The sequence below is a fragment of the Acinetobacter sp. YZS-X1-1 genome, assembly GCF_000804305.1.
Classification (GTDB): Bacteria; Pseudomonadota; Gammaproteobacteria; order Pseudomonadales; family Moraxellaceae; genus Acinetobacter; species Acinetobacter variabilis.
Window position 1 is genome coordinate 69,009 of sequence record NZ_JWHB01000003.1, and the last position, 15,570, is coordinate 84,578.

Consider the following 15,570-nt stretch of genomic DNA (forward strand, 5'->3'; position numbering starts at 1 on the left):
TTAGTTTTGATTCCAATAACTTACATAATTCTGGGTCTGGATTTCAGCACGTGGTGCAATCGCTTTTGCCGCTGTACCGATATAGATAATGCCAGAAACCAGATCATCCTTACCAATGCCGAGCGACTGCTTGAAAAATTTTGATTCTACTACTGCGCCACTACGCCACATAGTTGAAAAACCTTGAGCCTGCAAAGACAGCAAGAAGTTTTGAATAGCGGCACCTGAACTCAAAATCTGCTCAAAATGTGGCACTTTCGGATGATCCTGCAAACGGGTTAATGCCAGTACCAGCAAAGGTGCACGAAAAGGATGATTCTTGACCCGTTCAATCTGAGCTGATTCAGTTTGACCCAGATCTATCAGTGCTTGCGATAACAGTTCACCAAATGCTTCACGTTGCGCATCCGGGATGATCACAAAAGTGGTAGGTTTTAACCGGTGATGATCCGGTGCTGTCAAAGCAGCTTTAAATGCCATTTCTAACTGTTCTGCATTCGGCGCAGGTGCCAGCAAATGTCCTATTGATTGACGTTGGTGAATATTTTGATGAACGATGTCGACCACAGATTCCGTCATTGCTTTATAGATCTATAACTTAAAAACTACGGTCAAGATTAGCATATTCCACTAGTAATACTCTAGAAACTTGCAAATACCTCTACCTTGAAAATATTTAAGGAAGATTACAATATTTTCTATGGAATCAATAAAAGGTCTCTTTCATTCACTTTTCTCTCATAGAGCAACATCGAAAATTGCCAAACTTATACAACAGCTCCTAATTCTGTGCTTTTTACTGTGTTTCAATATTACCAGTTCTGTTTTCAAGCGAGATTTTATGATGAAAAAAACAATTGCGATCAGCGGATTAGCAGCTTCAGCTCTACTTTTAACTGCCTGTGCATCTAACCCGACTTCAGTGGCGGTTCAAAAGGAAAATAATCAGTTTGAAGTAACAGGATTAGGTAAAAACCAGTTAACCTCTAAAAATAATGCAGTGAATGCCGCCAGCAAAACCTGTGGCTCCAAAGCAACTGCGATTATTCTGGATGAAAAAACTTCTTATGATGGTGCACTAAAAGGTGTAGTCGATGAACAGACCGGACAAATGATTCAGGCTGCTGCGACTGTATTAGGCAATATTGCCGGCACCAATACCGGATTGAACCAGAATGATGATTATCAGACTGTTTTAACGTTCCGTTGTGAGGCTAAATAAGCTTCAACATGTGCAACAATAAAAAAAACCGCTCTTTAAGAGCGGTTTTTTTTGCAATTTAGATTAGCAATAACCTTCCAAACGGGTCAGCGGTAATTTCTGTCCAATTGCTTTTTCAATCTCTGGCAGATAGAACGCATCATCTTCCGCCAGGAAACTGATACTTACACCACGCGTTCCCGCACGACCGGTACGACCAATACGGTGTACATAATCATCTGACTGTTCAGGCAAAGTAAAGTTAATCACATGGGATACGCCGTCTACATGAATACCACGACCGGCAACGTCTGTCGCAATCATGATGTTATGTTTACCATTTTTGAACTGGTCTAACATTTTCAGGCGTTTGTCTTGAGCAATTTCACCTGACAGCATCACCACCTTATAACCATCACGTTTTAAATGATCATAGAGCTTACGCACCTGATCACGACGGTTAGCGAAAATCATTACCTTTTCAATCGGTTCATCACGCAGAATGTCTTGCAGCAATTTATATTTATCTGCCTTCGCGACCATATAAACACGTTGTTCAACGTCGGCATTGGTTTTCTTCTCTGGTTCGATTTCGACAGTGACCGGTTCAAACAACCATTGCTGTGCCAGATTCAACACATCATAGCTAAAGGTTGCAGAGAACATCAGTGTCTGACGCTGCTCTTTGCGTGGCGAGAAACGCACGATACGTTTTACTGATGGAATAAAGCCCATATCCAGTAGACGGTCAGCTTCATCAATCACCAGGAATTCAATCTGGTCCAGCCAGACTTCTTTTTGCTCGACGAAATCAATCAGACGCCCTGGCGTTGCCACCATGATATCGACTGGCGCTTTATCCAATTGAGCTTTCTGCTTGTCAAAATCTACACCACCCAGAAGTGTTACCACACTCAGGTCAGTAAACTTGGTCAGCTCATGCGCGTCGCTTTCAATCTGTAATGCCAGTTCACGAGTCGGTGCCAGAATCAGTGCACGTGGCTCACCACGATAACGCTGCTCTTTTACCGGATTGTTCAGCAAGTCATTAATCACGCTAATCAGGAATGCGGCAGTTTTACCCGTACCCGTTTGTGCACGACCAATAGCATCATGTCCTGCCAAGGTGAATTTTAAAACCTTCTGCTGAATCGGCGTCATGGAAGTAAAGCCTAAAGCATCAATTGCCTTTTTCAGTTGGGGATGTAAATTTAAGGTTTCAAAACCAGATGACATAAAGCGCTGCTCTAATTTGATAATCACTAAGATGGAATAGTATAAACAAAAAACGCCCCAATTTATATTGGGGCGTTTATTAGCTTAATCCGAAGATTAGTCTAATGGTTGAACTTCTTCAGCTTGGAAGCCTTTTTGGCCTTTAACTACACTGAATTCAACACGTTGGCCGTCACGAAGTGAACGGTGGCCTTCGCCTTGGATTGCACGGAAATGAACGAATACGTCATCACCGCCGTTGCGTTGAATAAAGCCGAAGCCTTTAGTGTCGTTGAACCATTTAACTACGCCTTGTTCACGAGCAGCTGTCATAAGTTAATCCTCATTGATACTAAAAAAAGGACCACCCGGTGTTGCAAACAGCAGAGCAAACAAGTTTGAAAATATTATTTTTAAGCTTGTAATCATTCTGTAAAACTATTAACAAAATCCCGGTTACATCCATTGTGTATAGGGCGAAAAACAATCAATTTGTTTATCTGAAATCCTAAATACGCAACGAGCTTAACATGGGTTTATGACAATTAATAGATATTTTTTAGCTTTGTTCCTTTTGATTTAGTTATTTTTTTCACAATATATATCAGAAAAATTATATATATTATTTCATGTAACTTTTTAGCCAAATAGTTGGGTTTTGGCATCCTATTTGCTAATATTTATAGCCTTTTTTTTGCGATATGAATAAAACGGAAATGAGTGATAACCACGGTCAAGCGCATATTATTGATGCCATGGGTAAACCCTGTCCGATGCCGCTCCTGATGTTAAAGCGTGCATTAAAAGCAGATCAGGGCAAAACATTCTTGCTAAAGTCATCAGATCCACATAGTCAAACTGATGTTACACGATATTGCCAAATGCATCAGTTAAAATGCGAATCTCAACAGATTTCTGCAACTGAATATCACTACCTGATTGAATCTTAAAAATTTTCAATTAAACTGGATGCTCTCCATACTCGTATAAAAGTTTACATTTCTCTACCCAAATATCCATTATTTGAGGAGAGTTTAGATTAAGATAAAACCTAGTTAAGGGTTAAATCCCCCGCACTTCAAGGAGAACACATGAGTGACAGCCGCAATCAATTGATGCCCCTGTCATTATCGGCGCCAGGTGTCAATCTTGGTGCTTATATTAGCACTGTCAATCAAATTCCTATTTTAACGGCCGAACAAGAAAAAGAGTTGGCCGAACGCTATTACTACGACCAAGACCTGGACGCAGCAAAAATGCTAGTCATGTCTCATTTGCGTTTCGTGGTACATATTGCACGTAGTTATGCAGGTTATGGCCTGCCTCAAGGTGACCTGATTCAGGAGGGCAACCTTGGCCTGATGAAAGCCGTTAAACGTTTTGACCCGAATATGGGCGTACGTCTGGTGTCATTTGCGGTGCACTGGATCAAAGCTGAAATTCATGAATATGTAATTCGTAACTGGCGTATTGTCAAAATTGCGACCACTAAAGCGCAGCGTAAACTGTTCTTCAATTTACGTAGCCTGAAAAAGTCATCTAAAAAGTTAACGCTTGAAGAAGCTCAGTCGATTGCCAATGACCTGAATGTAACGCCAGAACAGGTGCTGGAAATGGAAGGCCGATTAACAGCTTATGATGCGGCATTTGAAGCATCAGGTGACGATGATGACGAAAATTCAACTCACGTTGCTCCAGCACTATATCTGGAAGACAACCGTTATGATCCGGCACGTCTGATTGAAAATGAAGACTATGAGGAACAAAGTACCTCTGCCCTACATGAAGCGATGGAACAGCTTGATGACCGTTCTCGTAATATCTTGCAGCGTCGCTGGCTGGATGATGAAAAGTCAACCTTGCATGAACTGGCAGCTGAATATAATGTTTCCGCTGAACGTATCCGTCAGCTTGAAAAGAATGCAATGGAAAAAATCAAAGTGGCAATGTCTTCAAACTGACGTGTTGAATTAATAAGCTACTAATCTTAAAAAAGCCTTCATATATGAAGGCTTTTTTGTCTTTTAATGTCGTGTTTCGGTCTCTGCTTTTATGCTAAGGTTAAGCGCAAACTTTATTGAGAAGATCAATTCAAATGTGGATTGCGATTTCAGCACTGAATCTTGCGCTTGCGGTCATACTCGGCGCATTTGGTGCCCATGGTTTAAAGACTCGAGCGACTGAAGCACAGTTGACCTGGTGGCAAACGGCCACAGATTATTTCTTCTACCATGCTCTTGGCTTACTTATTCTGGCAGTGATCAGCCGAGTGATTCCTGAATTGCCAATCAAATGGAGTTTTCTCCTGATTCAGGCGGGGATTTTCCTGTTCTGTGGCTCACTCTATATCATGGCACTAGGTCTGCCGCGCGGTTTAGGTGCAATTACGCCAATTGGTGGTGCCTTAATGATTGCTGGCTGGTTAATTCTGGCCTGGAATGCCGTAAAATACCTCAAATAGGTCTGATGCTTTAATCAATAATCATGGAGGGTTGCCAAGATGCTGGTATATATCAATGGCGAACAACAAGAAACTCAATGCAAGAACCTGCTGGAACTGGTTCAAAGTCTGGCGCTTGAGGGTAAGCGCTTTGCTGTTGAGGTAAATGAAATGATTATTTCTAAAAGCAGATTGGGTGAAACGCCCATTTGCGAAGCGGACAAAATAGAAATTATTCACGCAGTCGGTGGCGGCTAATAACACTTGGAACAATTATGCAAGATTTATTACAGATCGGTTCACGCCAATTTCAGTCTCGTCTCTTAGTAGGCACAGGCAAATATAAAGATTTAAATGAAACAGATCAGGCCATTCAGGCCAGCGGTGCAGAAATTGTAACGGTTGCTATTCGCCGGGTGAATATTGGTCAGCATCCGGACCAACCGAACCTGCTTTCAGTAGTTCCACCAGAAAAATACACCATTTTGCCAAATACAGCAGGCTGTTTTGATGCCAATAGCGCAATACGCACCTGTATGCTGGCACGTGAACTGTTGGATGGTCATAACTTGGTAAAACTGGAAGTTCTGGGTGATGAAAAGACGCTTTATCCAAATATTACTGAAACCTTGAAAGCAGCGCGTACCCTGATCGATGACGGTTTTGAAATCATGGTCTATACCTCAGATGATCCGATCGTAGCACAAGAACTGGAAAGTATGGGCTGCGTAGCAATCATGCCTTTGGGGAGCCTGATCGGTTCTGGTATGGGGATTCTGAATCCACATACAATTTCGATCATTAAAGAAAATGCCAAAGTGCCTGTGCTGGTTGATGCAGGTGTCGGTACAGCAAGTGATGCAGCGATTGCCATGGAACTGGGCTGTGACGGCGTACTAATGAATACGGCGATTGCAGCAGCACAAAATCCGGTCTTAATGGCCTCTGCGATGCGTAAAGCGGTTGAAGCTGGTCGTGAAGCATTCCTTGCCGGCCGTATGCCATGCAAACGCATGGCCAATGCCAGCTCACCTGAAACCGGTTATTTCTTTAAATAATAATCAGGGCTAGAAGCTTAAAAGATTATTTGAATCATATCGATCTGTTCAGGAGTTTCTAGCAAACTCCTGAACTTTTAAATTTAGATACCCAAGTTAAATTTGAAGATTGAATATTAAAAGTTCACTTCTTGGTTTAGACAAATTTGAATAGGAACTTCAAATCCCCATAGTTGAATTTATAAAAAAGCTTTAAAGTTCACCATAAATATCTATCCAATATTCAAAGAAATGACTTAACCTTGTTGGCTAAACTTATTACTCAGCTTTGACCATCAAAAAAATTATAAATAAAAGGAATTTAAACCGATGCTTCATCAGATCAAACTGCCTTTCCTATTTAGCACCCTGCTGTGTATAGCATTTACACAAAATGCATGTGCAAAACCTCAGACAGATAGTTCTTTCAAATCAAGCTATCAATCTTTTATTCCGAAAAACTGGAAAGTTCTAGAAAAAACGCAAGGCGATTTAAATCAGGACGGTCAAGCAGATCTCGCGCTGATTATTGAAGATACTAATCCCGAAAACCTTGTTGCAAATGCAGGTGTAGGCAATCATGTTCTGAATACCAACAAACGAAAACTTTTGATTTTATTCAAGCAAGAAAGTGGTTATCAGCTTGCAGCTAGCAATACTACTTTGCCAAACGAAGGTGATGTTGAATCACCTTGTCTCGCTGATCCACTTGGTGAATCCGAAGCCTTAAGCATTCAAAAAGGTGTACTTCGGGTTCATTTATATTACTGGCTAAGCTGTGGTTCATGGTATGTCACCAATCATACTTATACATTCCGATACCAAAATAATGCTTTTAAGCTGATCGGCTATGATGTAGATGATTTTCACCGTGCTTCGGGTGAGAGTACAGCACTAAGCATTAACTTTTTAACAGGCAAGGTAAAAACTACAACAGATGAAAATGAATTTGCAGAACAGACGCAACCTGCCAAAGTTCAATGGTCCACTTTAAAACACCGCTACGCACTAAAATTTGAACAGGTTCAATTTAATCAGCCACAAGAGTTCAAATAAAATTAAATATCACAAACTCTTTCAAACTGAGAATTACAGCTTAAAGTGCTTCTAAAATTCGGATCTTTACACTCGCAACCGCACCTTGAGTGGCTTTAGTATGTTGCTGCATATTTACACTATGCATATGGGTTTCCAGATGCTGAATACTTTCCCATTTTTCAAACATCATGATTGAAAAAGGCACTTTGGTCTGTAATCGGCTCTCAATCTCTGGATGATCAATATAAACATCATAAAGATGACAGCCTGGCTCTTGTAATACCTGTGCGCGGATGTTGTTAAATGAATCCAGCACTGTTTTCATATCTTGTTCCGAATGACAAATGATTTCAGCAATAACGGTTAGCATGGTCATATCTCCTGGTTAAGCAAAAATTTGAATTAAATGTTCACGATACTGTGTAATATACGCTTCAACTTCAGGGGCTTTAATTACATCATTCACAATAAATGTCGGTAAAGCCTGCATCCCCAAGAATTGGTTGGCTTTATGAAAAGGTAGGTAAACGCCATCTACACCCACGCCATGAAAAAACTGCTCGGTATCCGTAAACGCATCCATCGGTGCATTCCAGGTAAGAGATAACATATAGTTTTTATCGTGAATCAGGCCACCTGAGCCGTATTGTTTTGAAGCATCTGAACGTGAGCGACCATCATTTGCATATAGGCTGCCATGCCCTTCGGTAAAAACATCATCAATATACTTTTTCACTGGCCACGGCGCACCCATCCACCAGCCTGGCATTTGGTAAATGACCGTATCTGCCCAAAGATATTTTTCCACTTCTGCTTTTGCATTATATTCACTATCAGCACGAGTCACCTGAACCTGATGCCCCAGCTTTGTTAATACTTCTTGAGCCAGTTCGGCCAAAGTATCATTTAACTGACCATTTGAATGGGCGAAAGCTTTTGCGCCGTTAATTAATAGAATATTTTTCATGGAAAGAACCTGAAACCAAAAATTTATACGGGCACTATATAGATTCTGCTTATTGCTAAAAAGCAGTGATTTTGCAAATCATTATTGACTAAATATCAACAATTACTTTGGAAGGAATAAAAAAGCGCCCTACGGCGCTTTTTCAAAATTTTGTGATTAAGGGATTAAACCTTCATCACGCATTGCAATCTGTACAGATTGACGTTCTGCAACCTTATTGCGGATATGAATAATATTTTTATATGGACTCAGATCATGTTCAATCTGGTTCGACCAGTTGGTCAGAACAAATAGGTAAGCATCTGCCGGACCGAAATTATCATCGACCAGATAATCATTGTCCGATTCACCAATGGCCTTATCGATATAACTCAATAAACGGTCAATTTCTGCATATGCTTTTTCTTTGGCTTCATCTGATAATTTTCCTGTGAAGAAGACAGCATAAGCATCATGCAGTTCTGAGTTGAGATAACCTAACCACTCCAGCACTTTGGCACGTCCCATGCCAGAAGGAGGAATCAGATCTTGTTTTGGATCGTGTTGAGCAAGAAACGGTAAAATTGCAACATTTTCTGTAAGAATTAAACCCGGATTAATTTCTAGTGCTGGGACATAACCCTTTGGGTTAATTTCGTAATAATCTGCACCTTTTTCTGTTTTATGGGTTTTTAAGTCAACACGTTCCAAATCAAAATCGACATTAATTTCATTTAAAATAATATGAGCTGCCAAAGAGCATGCGCCTGGCGAATAGTAAAGCTTCATTTCTGATCCTTGTTATACACTTCTCAATGTTTTAAATCGCTTCTGACAAACTTTCAAGTGATCAAACCTGTAAATTGCAAAAAAGCGTAACTGTGATTCGGCACAGTTACATATCCAATATTGAGGAATTTACAGGCTTTTGCAAGTCAATCTTGTGTAGATTTTTATCTGTATCTGTTTAAGATACGCAGGTTCTCAAAATTTAGATGATATTTCGTGATTAACCTGAAAAAAGAAGAATGGTTTTCCAATATCCGGACTGATGTGCTGGCAGGTCTGGTGGTTGGACTGGCCCTGATTCCTGAATCTATTGCTTTTTCTGCGATTGCAGGTGTTGATCCGCAAGTCGGCTTGTATGCCTCTTTCTGTATTGCGGTGTCCATTGCCTTTTTCGGTGGCCGTCCTGCCATGATCTCTGCGGCGACTGGTGCAATGGCGCTACTGATGATTACGCTGGTCAAGGATCATGGTTTGCAATATCTGCTTGCAGCCACAATTCTGACCGGGATTATTCAGGTGATTGCGGGCTTTTTTAAAGTTGCCAAGCTGATGCGTTTTGTGTCGCAGGCTGTGGTATATGGTTTCTTGAATGCCCTCGCGATCCTGATTTTTGTGGCACAAATCCCGGAAATTAACCGGATGGACAGTACGGGTTATCTGTTCATTTTAGTAGGTTTGATAATTATCTATCTGTTTCCTTATATACCGAAAATCGGTAAAGCGATTCCATCGCCTCTGATCTGTATCGTCGTGCTGAGCGCACTTGCGTTATTGCTTGGTGCAGATATGCGTACTGTGAGCGATCTGGGACAGTTTCCAGATACCCTACCCGTCTTTCTTCTTCCAGAAATTCCACTGAATCTGGAAACCTTGCAGATTATCCTGCCTTATTCCTTTACTTTAGCCACTGTAGGTCTGCTTGAAAGTATGATGACGACTACAGTGATTGATGAAGTTACCGGAACTGAAGGTGACCGCCATCGGGAATGTCGTGGTCAGGGTATGGCCAATATTGTCAGCGGTTTTATGGGTGGAATGGCCGGTTGTGCTATGATTGGACAGTCGATTATCAATGTCTCTTCTGGTGCACGTACCCGTCTGTCTACGCTTGTGGCAGGCATCTTCTTACTTTGCCTGGTGGTATTTCTGAAAGATTGGCTGGCTTATATTCCGATGGCAGCGCTGGTAGCCATTATGATTATGGTGTCATTTACCACCTTCCAGTGGGGTGCAATCAAACAGTTTGGCAAGCATCCGCTAGAATTTAATACCGTGATGATTGCGGTGATTATTGTCGTGCTTGCTACTCATAATCTGGCGCTCGGTGTATTTGTCGGTGTATTGCTCTCTGCTCTGTTCTTTATTAATAAGCTGGAAAGAACTGTACATGTCTCGACTTATTTGCATAAGCCTAATTCACGTAGCTATATAATTTCTGGACAGATCTTTTTCAGCAGTACAGAAAAGTTCTACCAGTTTTTTGATTTTAAAGAAAAGCTGGATCATGTTGAGCTGGATCTGACCCATGCACATATCTGGGATGTGACTTCAGTAAATATGCTCAATAATGTCATCCAGAAGTTTAAAGCCCAAGGCATAGACGTGACTGTAATTGGTTTAAATGAAGCCAGTAGCACGTTGATCGACCGTTTTAGTACCTGATCAAGCTTGATCTGTAAAAGAGCCGATTGGTTCTTTTATTTTGTCTGAGATCTCTGGCTCGATTTTTATGGAGAAATACCGAGAAAAGTTTGACTTGCACCGCTCAGGACTTAAAATACCGCATTCTGAATTTTTAGATTTGCCAAAATTATGTCGAACGATCAATTAGACCAGCAAGTCGTGGAGCTGGACAATTTAAGCGAGCACCGTGAAATTGTGACGTTTATGCGCCGCTCAGCGCCATTAAATACCTCTCAACGTACTGCGCTTGAACAATATGGTCACTTAATTTTGGAATATCCGGTAGGTGATTTGCGTCAGTATTTTGAACATCCTGAACGTCCGCTGACTGTAGAAATCGGTTTTGGTATGGGCCGCTCTCTGGTACTCATGGCTAAAGCGAATCCAGAGCGTAACTTTGTCGGGATCGAAGTGCATGTACCGGGTATTGCGCAGTGCGTGTATGAAGCAGGTATGGCGGGCGTGACTAATTTACGTGTACTGGATGCTGATGCGATTCAGGTGCTTCGTGAAATGCCAGACAATAGCATTAACACCGTTCAGTTGTACTTCCCTGACCCATGGCAGAAAAAACGTCACTTTAAACGCCGTTTTGTATCTCATGACCGCATGTCATTGGTTGAGCAAAAACTGGAACTTGGCGGTACTTTCCATGCTGCAACAGACTGGGAACCGTATGCTGAGTGGATGCTGGAAGTTCTGGAAGAACGTCCACGTTTAGAAAATCTGGCGGATAAAGGCAACAGCTATCCTCGCCCTGAATGGCGTCCACAAACCAAGTTTGAGCGTCGCGGAATCGAAGCTGGCCACAAGATTAATGACTTTATCTTTAAGAAAATTTCTTAATATCTATAAGTCTAAAAAGCGCTGATTATTCAGCGCTTTTTTATTAGCTATGATGGCGTTCTAAAATCTGCTGACTGAGTAATTTATACACACCTGCCAAGTCTTGTCGTTGAGATTGCTCTAGCATCTGCTGATGCATATTCAGAATATTCTGATCACCACGCATCGCAGGTCCCGTCTGTCCTTGGCGAGGATCATTTTGCGTCGCCTTATTGGCTGTTTCCAGAATCAATGGATAAAGCAGGCTAAAATCTACCTGTTGTGCATCTACCACCTGCTTAGCCATGTCATAACAGTAATTGCTAAAATTGCAGGCAAACACAGCAGCCAGATGCAAGCTCAAACGTTGGTCCGAACTATATTGATAAACTCTTTTGCTTAGGCTATTTGCTAAATGGGTTAAGATTTCTTGATCTGTTGGGTCAGATGCTTCAATAAATAAAGGCGTATTTTCCCAGTCGATTTCACGTTCCAGACTAAAGGTTTGCAATGGATAAAAGACGCCAGACTTTGCATGTATATCTGCTAGAACATTCAGGTGAGTACTACCCGAAGTATGGACAATCAGCACATCTTGCAAATAAGAATGGACTTGTCTGATGACATTAGCAATTGATTGATCACTCACGGCAATGATGATCAAATCTATATTCTGATTCAGATTCTCAGGTTGAGCGATAGCTTGCGCTTTAAATCGATTAGCCAGTTGCTGTGCTTTATCCAGAGTCCGGCTGTAGATCTGTACAATTTCATGTTGTGCTGACAATACACGGGCAAGATGATAAGCCACTCGTCCTGCCCCAATGATACTAATCCGCATTCATCAATATTCCTGAACCATTGCGCACAGCATGCCAATAAAAAAAGGATGAATCAATTCATCCTTTTGCTTTTGAATCGGATTTAGAATTTACGTAAGGTCAGAATCTGTTCACTGCGACCGAAAGGCCCGTGAATATCATGCAGCACACCGCTGGTGAGACCAATCCCATCTTCACCATACTGTTGCACTACTTCCAGCCCCAGCCATTCACCTTGCGGCAGACGGTGCATATGAATCTGTAAATCCAGATTTGGAAATCCCCAGCCCGCATTTGGATCCTGACGCGGCACAATGCCATTGGCCGTATCTACCATACCAAGTAAACGACTAAAATCTGTAGTCGGTTGTCCTTCGACCATATCCAGTGAATTTCTGAGCCAGACAATGCCTTTGCCTGCTCGATGATCAGGATGTGCACGGGTTTCAATACTTTGAATATAACCACCCGGCCAGCAACTCATACCCTCCCAAACCGGTAAAAACTCAGGGCTTTCAATCGGAAAATCTTCGATACCTGCAATGGCCCGGCTATCCGAAGTCAGCATCCTCCAGGCACGAGCAACGATACAGGTTTTTCCATTGGCACACATTTCCGCCTCAATCAGTTCAATAGTTTTGCCAGGACGGATCATGCGCGTAGTAATAGAAAACTCACCAAATGCAATCAGTCCAAAAATATCCAGTCCAACCCGGCCAATACGCATTTCTGATCTAGGCTGAAACTGTTCTAGTTCAACACATAGAATACCGGTTGCCGGTGCCATGTGCTGTTCATGAGGATTCCACGCACCTTGAGCATGAATATTGGAACGATAATAGGCAGTAGTACTGCCATCTGCATGCTGTTCGCGCTGGATCAAACTATAATATGCTGACATTCTTCTTAAACTTCCTTGATTATTCTCTTAAACTTTAAAATTTATATAAGGTTTCATGATCTTTATTTTCTGAGTAAAAAACCACAATAATTCATAATTTGACTATAAATTTTGTGTTGTTTAAATCCGACTTTTGTTAAAAGTTCATTTAAATTTTCTACTGAAATCAGGAAAAAGTCCTGCTGCAATCTGGCCATCATATTTTCGCTTTGCTGCACACTAAGTCCGGTTTGTTGTGCCATTTTTTGCATTACCTTTAATTCATTCTCACCTTCAGGCTGCATCAGATCATAGGTCAATACGATCCCGCCAGTTTTAAGGCTGTGATAGATATCCTGAAAAAAATCAGATTTCTGAGGTTCAGGAATAAAATGGGCGACTAAAATAGCGAGTGCAGCATCGTAAGTATTTTGCTGATCCAGTTCTTGAGTGGTGCACTGTATAAACTGAACTCGTTGTTCAACTCCAATAGAAGCCAGATGCTTCCTTGCCTGCCCAAGCATCGCAGCGGAAGGATCAATCGCAGTAAATGTCCAGTTTGGATGCTGCTGCAATAAATAAGATAGCTCATAACCCGTCCCGCAGCCCACTACCAAAATATGAGCGGTTTCCGGGAGTTCAGTGCTGAGAATTGCTTCAATCTGCTGATGCACCAGTTCATATCCGGGAATCAGTTTGCGGATATGATCGTCATAGCTGGCGACCACGACTTCACTGTGAAAGTTTTTTGCCATCTGTTTACTCTGATTTATATAGAAATAAATTTTTATCTATTTAAAGAAATTGCTAAATACATGACCTCAATTTGCAAGATGGATTCTTCTTCCATTGTGCAGGTGCTTCGTTACTTTGACTGGGCAAAGTAACCAAACCCTTCTGTTTCATTGATATGGCATCCTTGCCATACAATGAAACGGCGGCATCCATGCCGCCAGGTCATCTGATCAAATACTATCTAAACTTAGCTTTAATTAATTTAAGCAATCTCTTTTAGATTTAATTCTTCACGCATAAATTCACGCAACTTGAACTTCTGTGCCTTACCTGAAGCCGTCATTGGGAATTCATGGAAGAAACGCACATAACGCGGCACTTTATTGTGAGAAATATGCTCAGCACAATATTGGCGGATGGCTTCTTCGGTACATGGGTCATTTTCATGCAGGATAATGCAAGCACAAAGCTCTTCACCATATTTATGGTCTGGCACGCCAATCACCTGTACATCTGAAACCGCTGGATGGGTATAAAGGAAATCTTCAATTTCTTTCGGGAACAGGTTTTCACCGCCACGAATGACCACATCCTTGATACGACCCTTGATTTTGACAAAGCCTTCATCATCCATTTCCGCAATATCACCAGTATGCATCCAGCGCGCAGCATCAATGACTTCCTGGGTCTTGTCCTGATCTTCCCAATAACCCAGCATCACGGAATAACCACGCACACACAGTTCACCCAATTGACCGCGCGGCACCACCTTGCCATTTTCATCGACAATTTTAACTTCCAGATGTGGATGGACACGGCCAACTGTACTCACACGACGTTCAACACTGTCTTCTGTTGAACTTTGGGCACTTACCGGTGCTGTTTCAGTCATGCCATAACAGATGGTAATTTCAGACATATGCATTCGCTCTATTACACGCTGCATAATTTCCTGTGGACATGGACTACCCGCCATAATGCCGGTACGCAGGCTAGACAGATCAAAATCGTCAAACTGTTCATGTTCCAGCACAGCAATAAACATGGTCGGTACGCCATAAGCTGCCGTACATTTTTCTTGTTGAATGGCTTTTAAGGTTTCCAGCGGATTAAATACGGCAGATGGATAGATCATGGCTGAACCATGGGTAATACAAGCCAGATTACCCATTACCATGCCAAAGCAGTGGAATAGTGGAACAGAAATACAGACACGGTCTTCTGGAGTTAAGTGAATCGCTTCACCCACAAAGTAACCATTATTTAAAATATTGTTATGGGTCAGCATCGTACCCTTAGGGTTACCTGTGGTGCCTGACGTAAACTGGATATTAATGGTTTCATCGAACTGCAAATCAGTGGAGATCTGTTGCAGCTGTTCCAGCTCTTGAGCACTTGGTATAGGCATTAAATCCTGAAAACGATGAATACCCGTATGCTGCTGCTCATCAATTTTAATGACATGCTTTAAATGTGGTAGACGCTCTGCATTCAGTAATTTATTTTCAGCCTGTTTTAATTCAGGCGCAATTTTGGTCAGAATTTCCTGATAGTCCGTTGTTTTAAACTGCGATGCAATAACCAGTCCCTTACAGGACACTTTATTCAAAACATATTCCAGCTCATTGCTTTTATAGGCTGGATTCAGGTTAACCAGAATAATGCCTGCCTTGAAAGCTGCGAATTGGGTAATAGTCCATTCCACACAGTTCGGCGACCAGATCGCCAGACGGTCACCTTTTTGCATACCCAATTTCAGCAGCTGACAGGCAAAGGCATTGACCTGATCCTGTAGCTGCCGATAACTCAGGCGTATGTTCTGATGCATGCTGACGACTGCATCGCGATCTGCATATTGTTCGCAAGCCTGATCAAATTTTTCACCAATGGTCATGCCCAATAAAGGCTGGCTGCTGGTTCCATAGGCATAGCTTAACCGTACTTGTGTCATTGAATCGAT

General features: G+C 41.8%; 19 protein-coding genes. 9 read left to right on the plus strand and 10 right to left on the minus strand.

The window, feature by feature from the left end; translation table 11 throughout:
* Nucleotides 1-579: a nitroreductase family protein gene (locus RJ01_RS02855; protein WP_034169994.1), complete on the minus strand. Its 579-nt coding sequence runs from the start codon at nt 577-579 to the stop codon at nt 1-3.
* A 265-nt stretch (nt 580-844) separates the two neighbouring features.
* Here RJ01_RS02855 and RJ01_RS02860 point away from each other — a divergent pair, with 265 nt between their 5' ends.
* The gene (locus RJ01_RS02860; protein ID WP_034170065.1) at nt 845-1,222 is read left to right on the plus strand and encodes a hypothetical protein; all 378 of its coding nucleotides are present in this window, start codon (nt 845-847) and stop codon (nt 1,220-1,222) included.
* A gap of 63 nt (nt 1,223-1,285) precedes the next feature.
* Here the strand turns inward: RJ01_RS02860 and rhlB are convergent, their stop codons facing one another.
* Nucleotides 1,286-2,437, minus strand: a complete 1,152-nt coding sequence (gene rhlB, locus RJ01_RS02865) for an ATP-dependent RNA helicase RhlB (protein ID WP_004782458.1) — start codon at nt 2,435-2,437, stop codon at nt 1,286-1,288.
* 96 nt (nt 2,438-2,533) lie between these two features.
* Nucleotides 2,534-2,749 carry a cold-shock protein gene (locus RJ01_RS02870; protein WP_004782461.1) on the minus strand — a complete coding sequence of 72 codons (216 nt, stop codon included), beginning with the start codon at nt 2,747-2,749 and terminating at the stop codon, nt 2,534-2,536.
* A gap of 383 nt (nt 2,750-3,132) precedes the next feature.
* Here RJ01_RS02870 and RJ01_RS02875 point away from each other — a divergent pair, with 383 nt between their 5' ends.
* The 6 genes from RJ01_RS02875 (at nt 3,133) to RJ01_RS02900 (ending at nt 6,949) form a co-directional block, all read left to right on the plus strand.
* Nucleotides 3,133-3,366: a sulfurtransferase TusA family protein gene (locus tag RJ01_RS02875; protein WP_175968201.1), complete on the plus strand. Its 234-nt coding sequence runs from the start codon at nt 3,133-3,135 to the stop codon at nt 3,364-3,366.
* Nucleotides 3,367-3,507: 141 nt separating this feature from the next.
* Nucleotides 3,508-4,377, plus strand: coding sequence for an RNA polymerase sigma factor RpoH (gene rpoH, locus RJ01_RS02880; protein WP_005235076.1), 870 nt, complete (start codon nt 3,508-3,510; stop codon nt 4,375-4,377).
* Between the two features lie 134 nt (nt 4,378-4,511).
* Nucleotides 4,512-4,877 (plus strand): DUF423 domain-containing protein, encoded by a 366-nt coding sequence (locus tag RJ01_RS02885; RefSeq protein WP_005235075.1) that lies wholly within the window; start codon nt 4,512-4,514, stop codon nt 4,875-4,877.
* A 39-nt stretch (nt 4,878-4,916) separates the two neighbouring features.
* A complete protein-coding gene (thiS, locus tag RJ01_RS02890) occupies nt 4,917-5,114 on the plus strand; it encodes a sulfur carrier protein ThiS (protein WP_005235073.1) in 198 nt (65 codons plus the stop codon).
* Nucleotides 5,115-5,131: 17 nt separating this feature from the next.
* Nucleotides 5,132-5,914 (plus strand): thiazole synthase, encoded by a 783-nt coding sequence (locus RJ01_RS02895; protein ID WP_005235071.1) that lies wholly within the window; start codon nt 5,132-5,134, stop codon nt 5,912-5,914.
* 309 nt (nt 5,915-6,223) lie between these two features.
* The gene (locus RJ01_RS02900; RefSeq protein ID WP_005235069.1) at nt 6,224-6,949 is read left to right on the plus strand and encodes a hypothetical protein; all 726 of its coding nucleotides are present in this window, start codon (nt 6,224-6,226) and stop codon (nt 6,947-6,949) included.
* A gap of 40 nt (nt 6,950-6,989) precedes the next feature.
* On the opposite strand, the gene RJ01_RS02905 is transcribed toward RJ01_RS02900, so the two are convergent.
* The 3 genes from RJ01_RS02905 to RJ01_RS02915 form a co-directional block, all read right to left on the minus strand.
* Nucleotides 6,990-7,301, minus strand: a complete 312-nt coding sequence (locus RJ01_RS02905) for a putative quinol monooxygenase (protein WP_034169995.1) — start codon at nt 7,299-7,301, stop codon at nt 6,990-6,992.
* Between the two features lie 15 nt (nt 7,302-7,316).
* Nucleotides 7,317-7,898: an NAD(P)H-dependent oxidoreductase gene (locus tag RJ01_RS02910; protein WP_005235065.1), complete on the minus strand. Its 582-nt coding sequence runs from the start codon at nt 7,896-7,898 to the stop codon at nt 7,317-7,319.
* A 156-nt stretch (nt 7,899-8,054) separates the two neighbouring features.
* Nucleotides 8,055-8,666: a glutathione binding-like protein gene (locus RJ01_RS02915; RefSeq protein ID WP_004782472.1), complete on the minus strand. Its 612-nt coding sequence runs from the start codon at nt 8,664-8,666 to the stop codon at nt 8,055-8,057.
* Between the two features lie 216 nt (nt 8,667-8,882).
* On the opposite strand from RJ01_RS02915, the gene RJ01_RS02920 reads away from it, so the two are divergent.
* Both RJ01_RS02920 and trmB read left to right on the plus strand, forming a co-directional pair.
* Entirely contained in the window at nt 8,883-10,328 is a 1,446-nt protein-coding gene (locus RJ01_RS02920) for a SulP family inorganic anion transporter (RefSeq protein WP_034169996.1), read from the plus strand.
* Nucleotides 10,329-10,478: 150 nt separating this feature from the next.
* A complete protein-coding gene (gene trmB / locus RJ01_RS02925; protein WP_005235062.1) occupies nt 10,479-11,195 on the plus strand; it encodes a tRNA (guanosine(46)-N7)-methyltransferase TrmB in 717 nt (238 codons plus the stop codon).
* Between the two features lie 43 nt (nt 11,196-11,238).
* Here the strand turns inward: trmB and RJ01_RS02930 are convergent, their stop codons facing one another.
* From RJ01_RS02930 to RJ01_RS02945, 4 genes are all read right to left on the minus strand, one after another.
* Nucleotides 11,239-12,015, minus strand: a complete 777-nt coding sequence (locus RJ01_RS02930) for a Rossmann-like and DUF2520 domain-containing protein (RefSeq protein ID WP_034169997.1) — start codon at nt 12,013-12,015, stop codon at nt 11,239-11,241.
* Between the two features lie 83 nt (nt 12,016-12,098).
* Complete coding sequence (locus RJ01_RS02935; protein ID WP_005235058.1) at nt 12,099-12,896, minus strand: thioesterase family protein; 798 nt, start codon at nt 12,894-12,896, stop codon at nt 12,099-12,101.
* Between the two features lie 62 nt (nt 12,897-12,958).
* Nucleotides 12,959-13,630 (minus strand): class I SAM-dependent methyltransferase, encoded by a 672-nt coding sequence (locus tag RJ01_RS02940; RefSeq protein ID WP_005235056.1) that lies wholly within the window; start codon nt 13,628-13,630, stop codon nt 12,959-12,961.
* A 242-nt stretch (nt 13,631-13,872) separates the two neighbouring features.
* Complete coding sequence (locus RJ01_RS02945) at nt 13,873-15,561, minus strand: AMP-binding protein (RefSeq protein ID WP_034169998.1); 1,689 nt, start codon at nt 15,559-15,561, stop codon at nt 13,873-13,875.
* Nucleotides 15,562-15,570: the final 9 nt, after the last annotated feature.

Excerpts from the sequence above, each read along its gene's own strand:
- RJ01_RS02855 (WP_034169994.1), bottom strand. The coding sequence starts at position 579 with ATGACGGAATCTGTGGTCGACATCGTTCATCAAAATATTCACCAACGT.
- RJ01_RS02860 (WP_034170065.1), top strand. The coding sequence starts at position 845 with ATGAAAAAAACAATTGCGATCAGCGGATTAGCAGCTTCAGCTCTACTT.
- rhlB (WP_004782458.1), bottom strand. The coding sequence starts at position 2,437 with ATGTCATCTGGTTTTGAAACCTTAAATTTACATCCCCAACTGAAAAAG.
- RJ01_RS02870 (WP_004782461.1), bottom strand. The coding sequence starts at position 2,749 with ATGACAGCTGCTCGTGAACAAGGCGTAGTTAAATGGTTCAACGACACT.
- RJ01_RS02875 (WP_175968201.1), top strand. The coding sequence starts at position 3,133 with ATGAGTGATAACCACGGTCAAGCGCATATTATTGATGCCATGGGTAAA.
- rpoH (WP_005235076.1), top strand. The coding sequence starts at position 3,508 with ATGAGTGACAGCCGCAATCAATTGATGCCCCTGTCATTATCGGCGCCA.
- RJ01_RS02885 (WP_005235075.1), top strand. The coding sequence starts at position 4,512 with ATGTGGATTGCGATTTCAGCACTGAATCTTGCGCTTGCGGTCATACTC.
- thiS (WP_005235073.1), top strand. The coding sequence starts at position 4,917 with ATGCTGGTATATATCAATGGCGAACAACAAGAAACTCAATGCAAGAAC.
- RJ01_RS02895 (WP_005235071.1), top strand. The coding sequence starts at position 5,132 with ATGCAAGATTTATTACAGATCGGTTCACGCCAATTTCAGTCTCGTCTC.
- RJ01_RS02900 (WP_005235069.1), top strand. The coding sequence starts at position 6,224 with ATGCTTCATCAGATCAAACTGCCTTTCCTATTTAGCACCCTGCTGTGT.
- RJ01_RS02905 (WP_034169995.1), bottom strand. The coding sequence starts at position 7,301 with ATGCTAACCGTTATTGCTGAAATCATTTGTCATTCGGAACAAGATATG.
- RJ01_RS02910 (WP_005235065.1), bottom strand. The coding sequence starts at position 7,898 with ATGAAAAATATTCTATTAATTAACGGCGCAAAAGCTTTCGCCCATTCA.
- RJ01_RS02915 (WP_004782472.1), bottom strand. The coding sequence starts at position 8,666 with ATGAAGCTTTACTATTCGCCAGGCGCATGCTCTTTGGCAGCTCATATT.
- trmB (WP_005235062.1), top strand. The coding sequence starts at position 10,479 with ATGTCGAACGATCAATTAGACCAGCAAGTCGTGGAGCTGGACAATTTA.
- RJ01_RS02930 (WP_034169997.1), bottom strand. The coding sequence starts at position 12,015 with ATGCGGATTAGTATCATTGGGGCAGGACGAGTGGCTTATCATCTTGCC.
- RJ01_RS02935 (WP_005235058.1), bottom strand. The coding sequence starts at position 12,896 with ATGTCAGCATATTATAGTTTGATCCAGCGCGAACAGCATGCAGATGGC.
- RJ01_RS02940 (WP_005235056.1), bottom strand. The coding sequence starts at position 13,630 with ATGGCAAAAAACTTTCACAGTGAAGTCGTGGTCGCCAGCTATGACGAT.
- RJ01_RS02945 (WP_034169998.1), bottom strand. The coding sequence starts at position 15,561 with ATGACACAAGTACGGTTAAGCTATGCCTATGGAACCAGCAGCCAGCCT.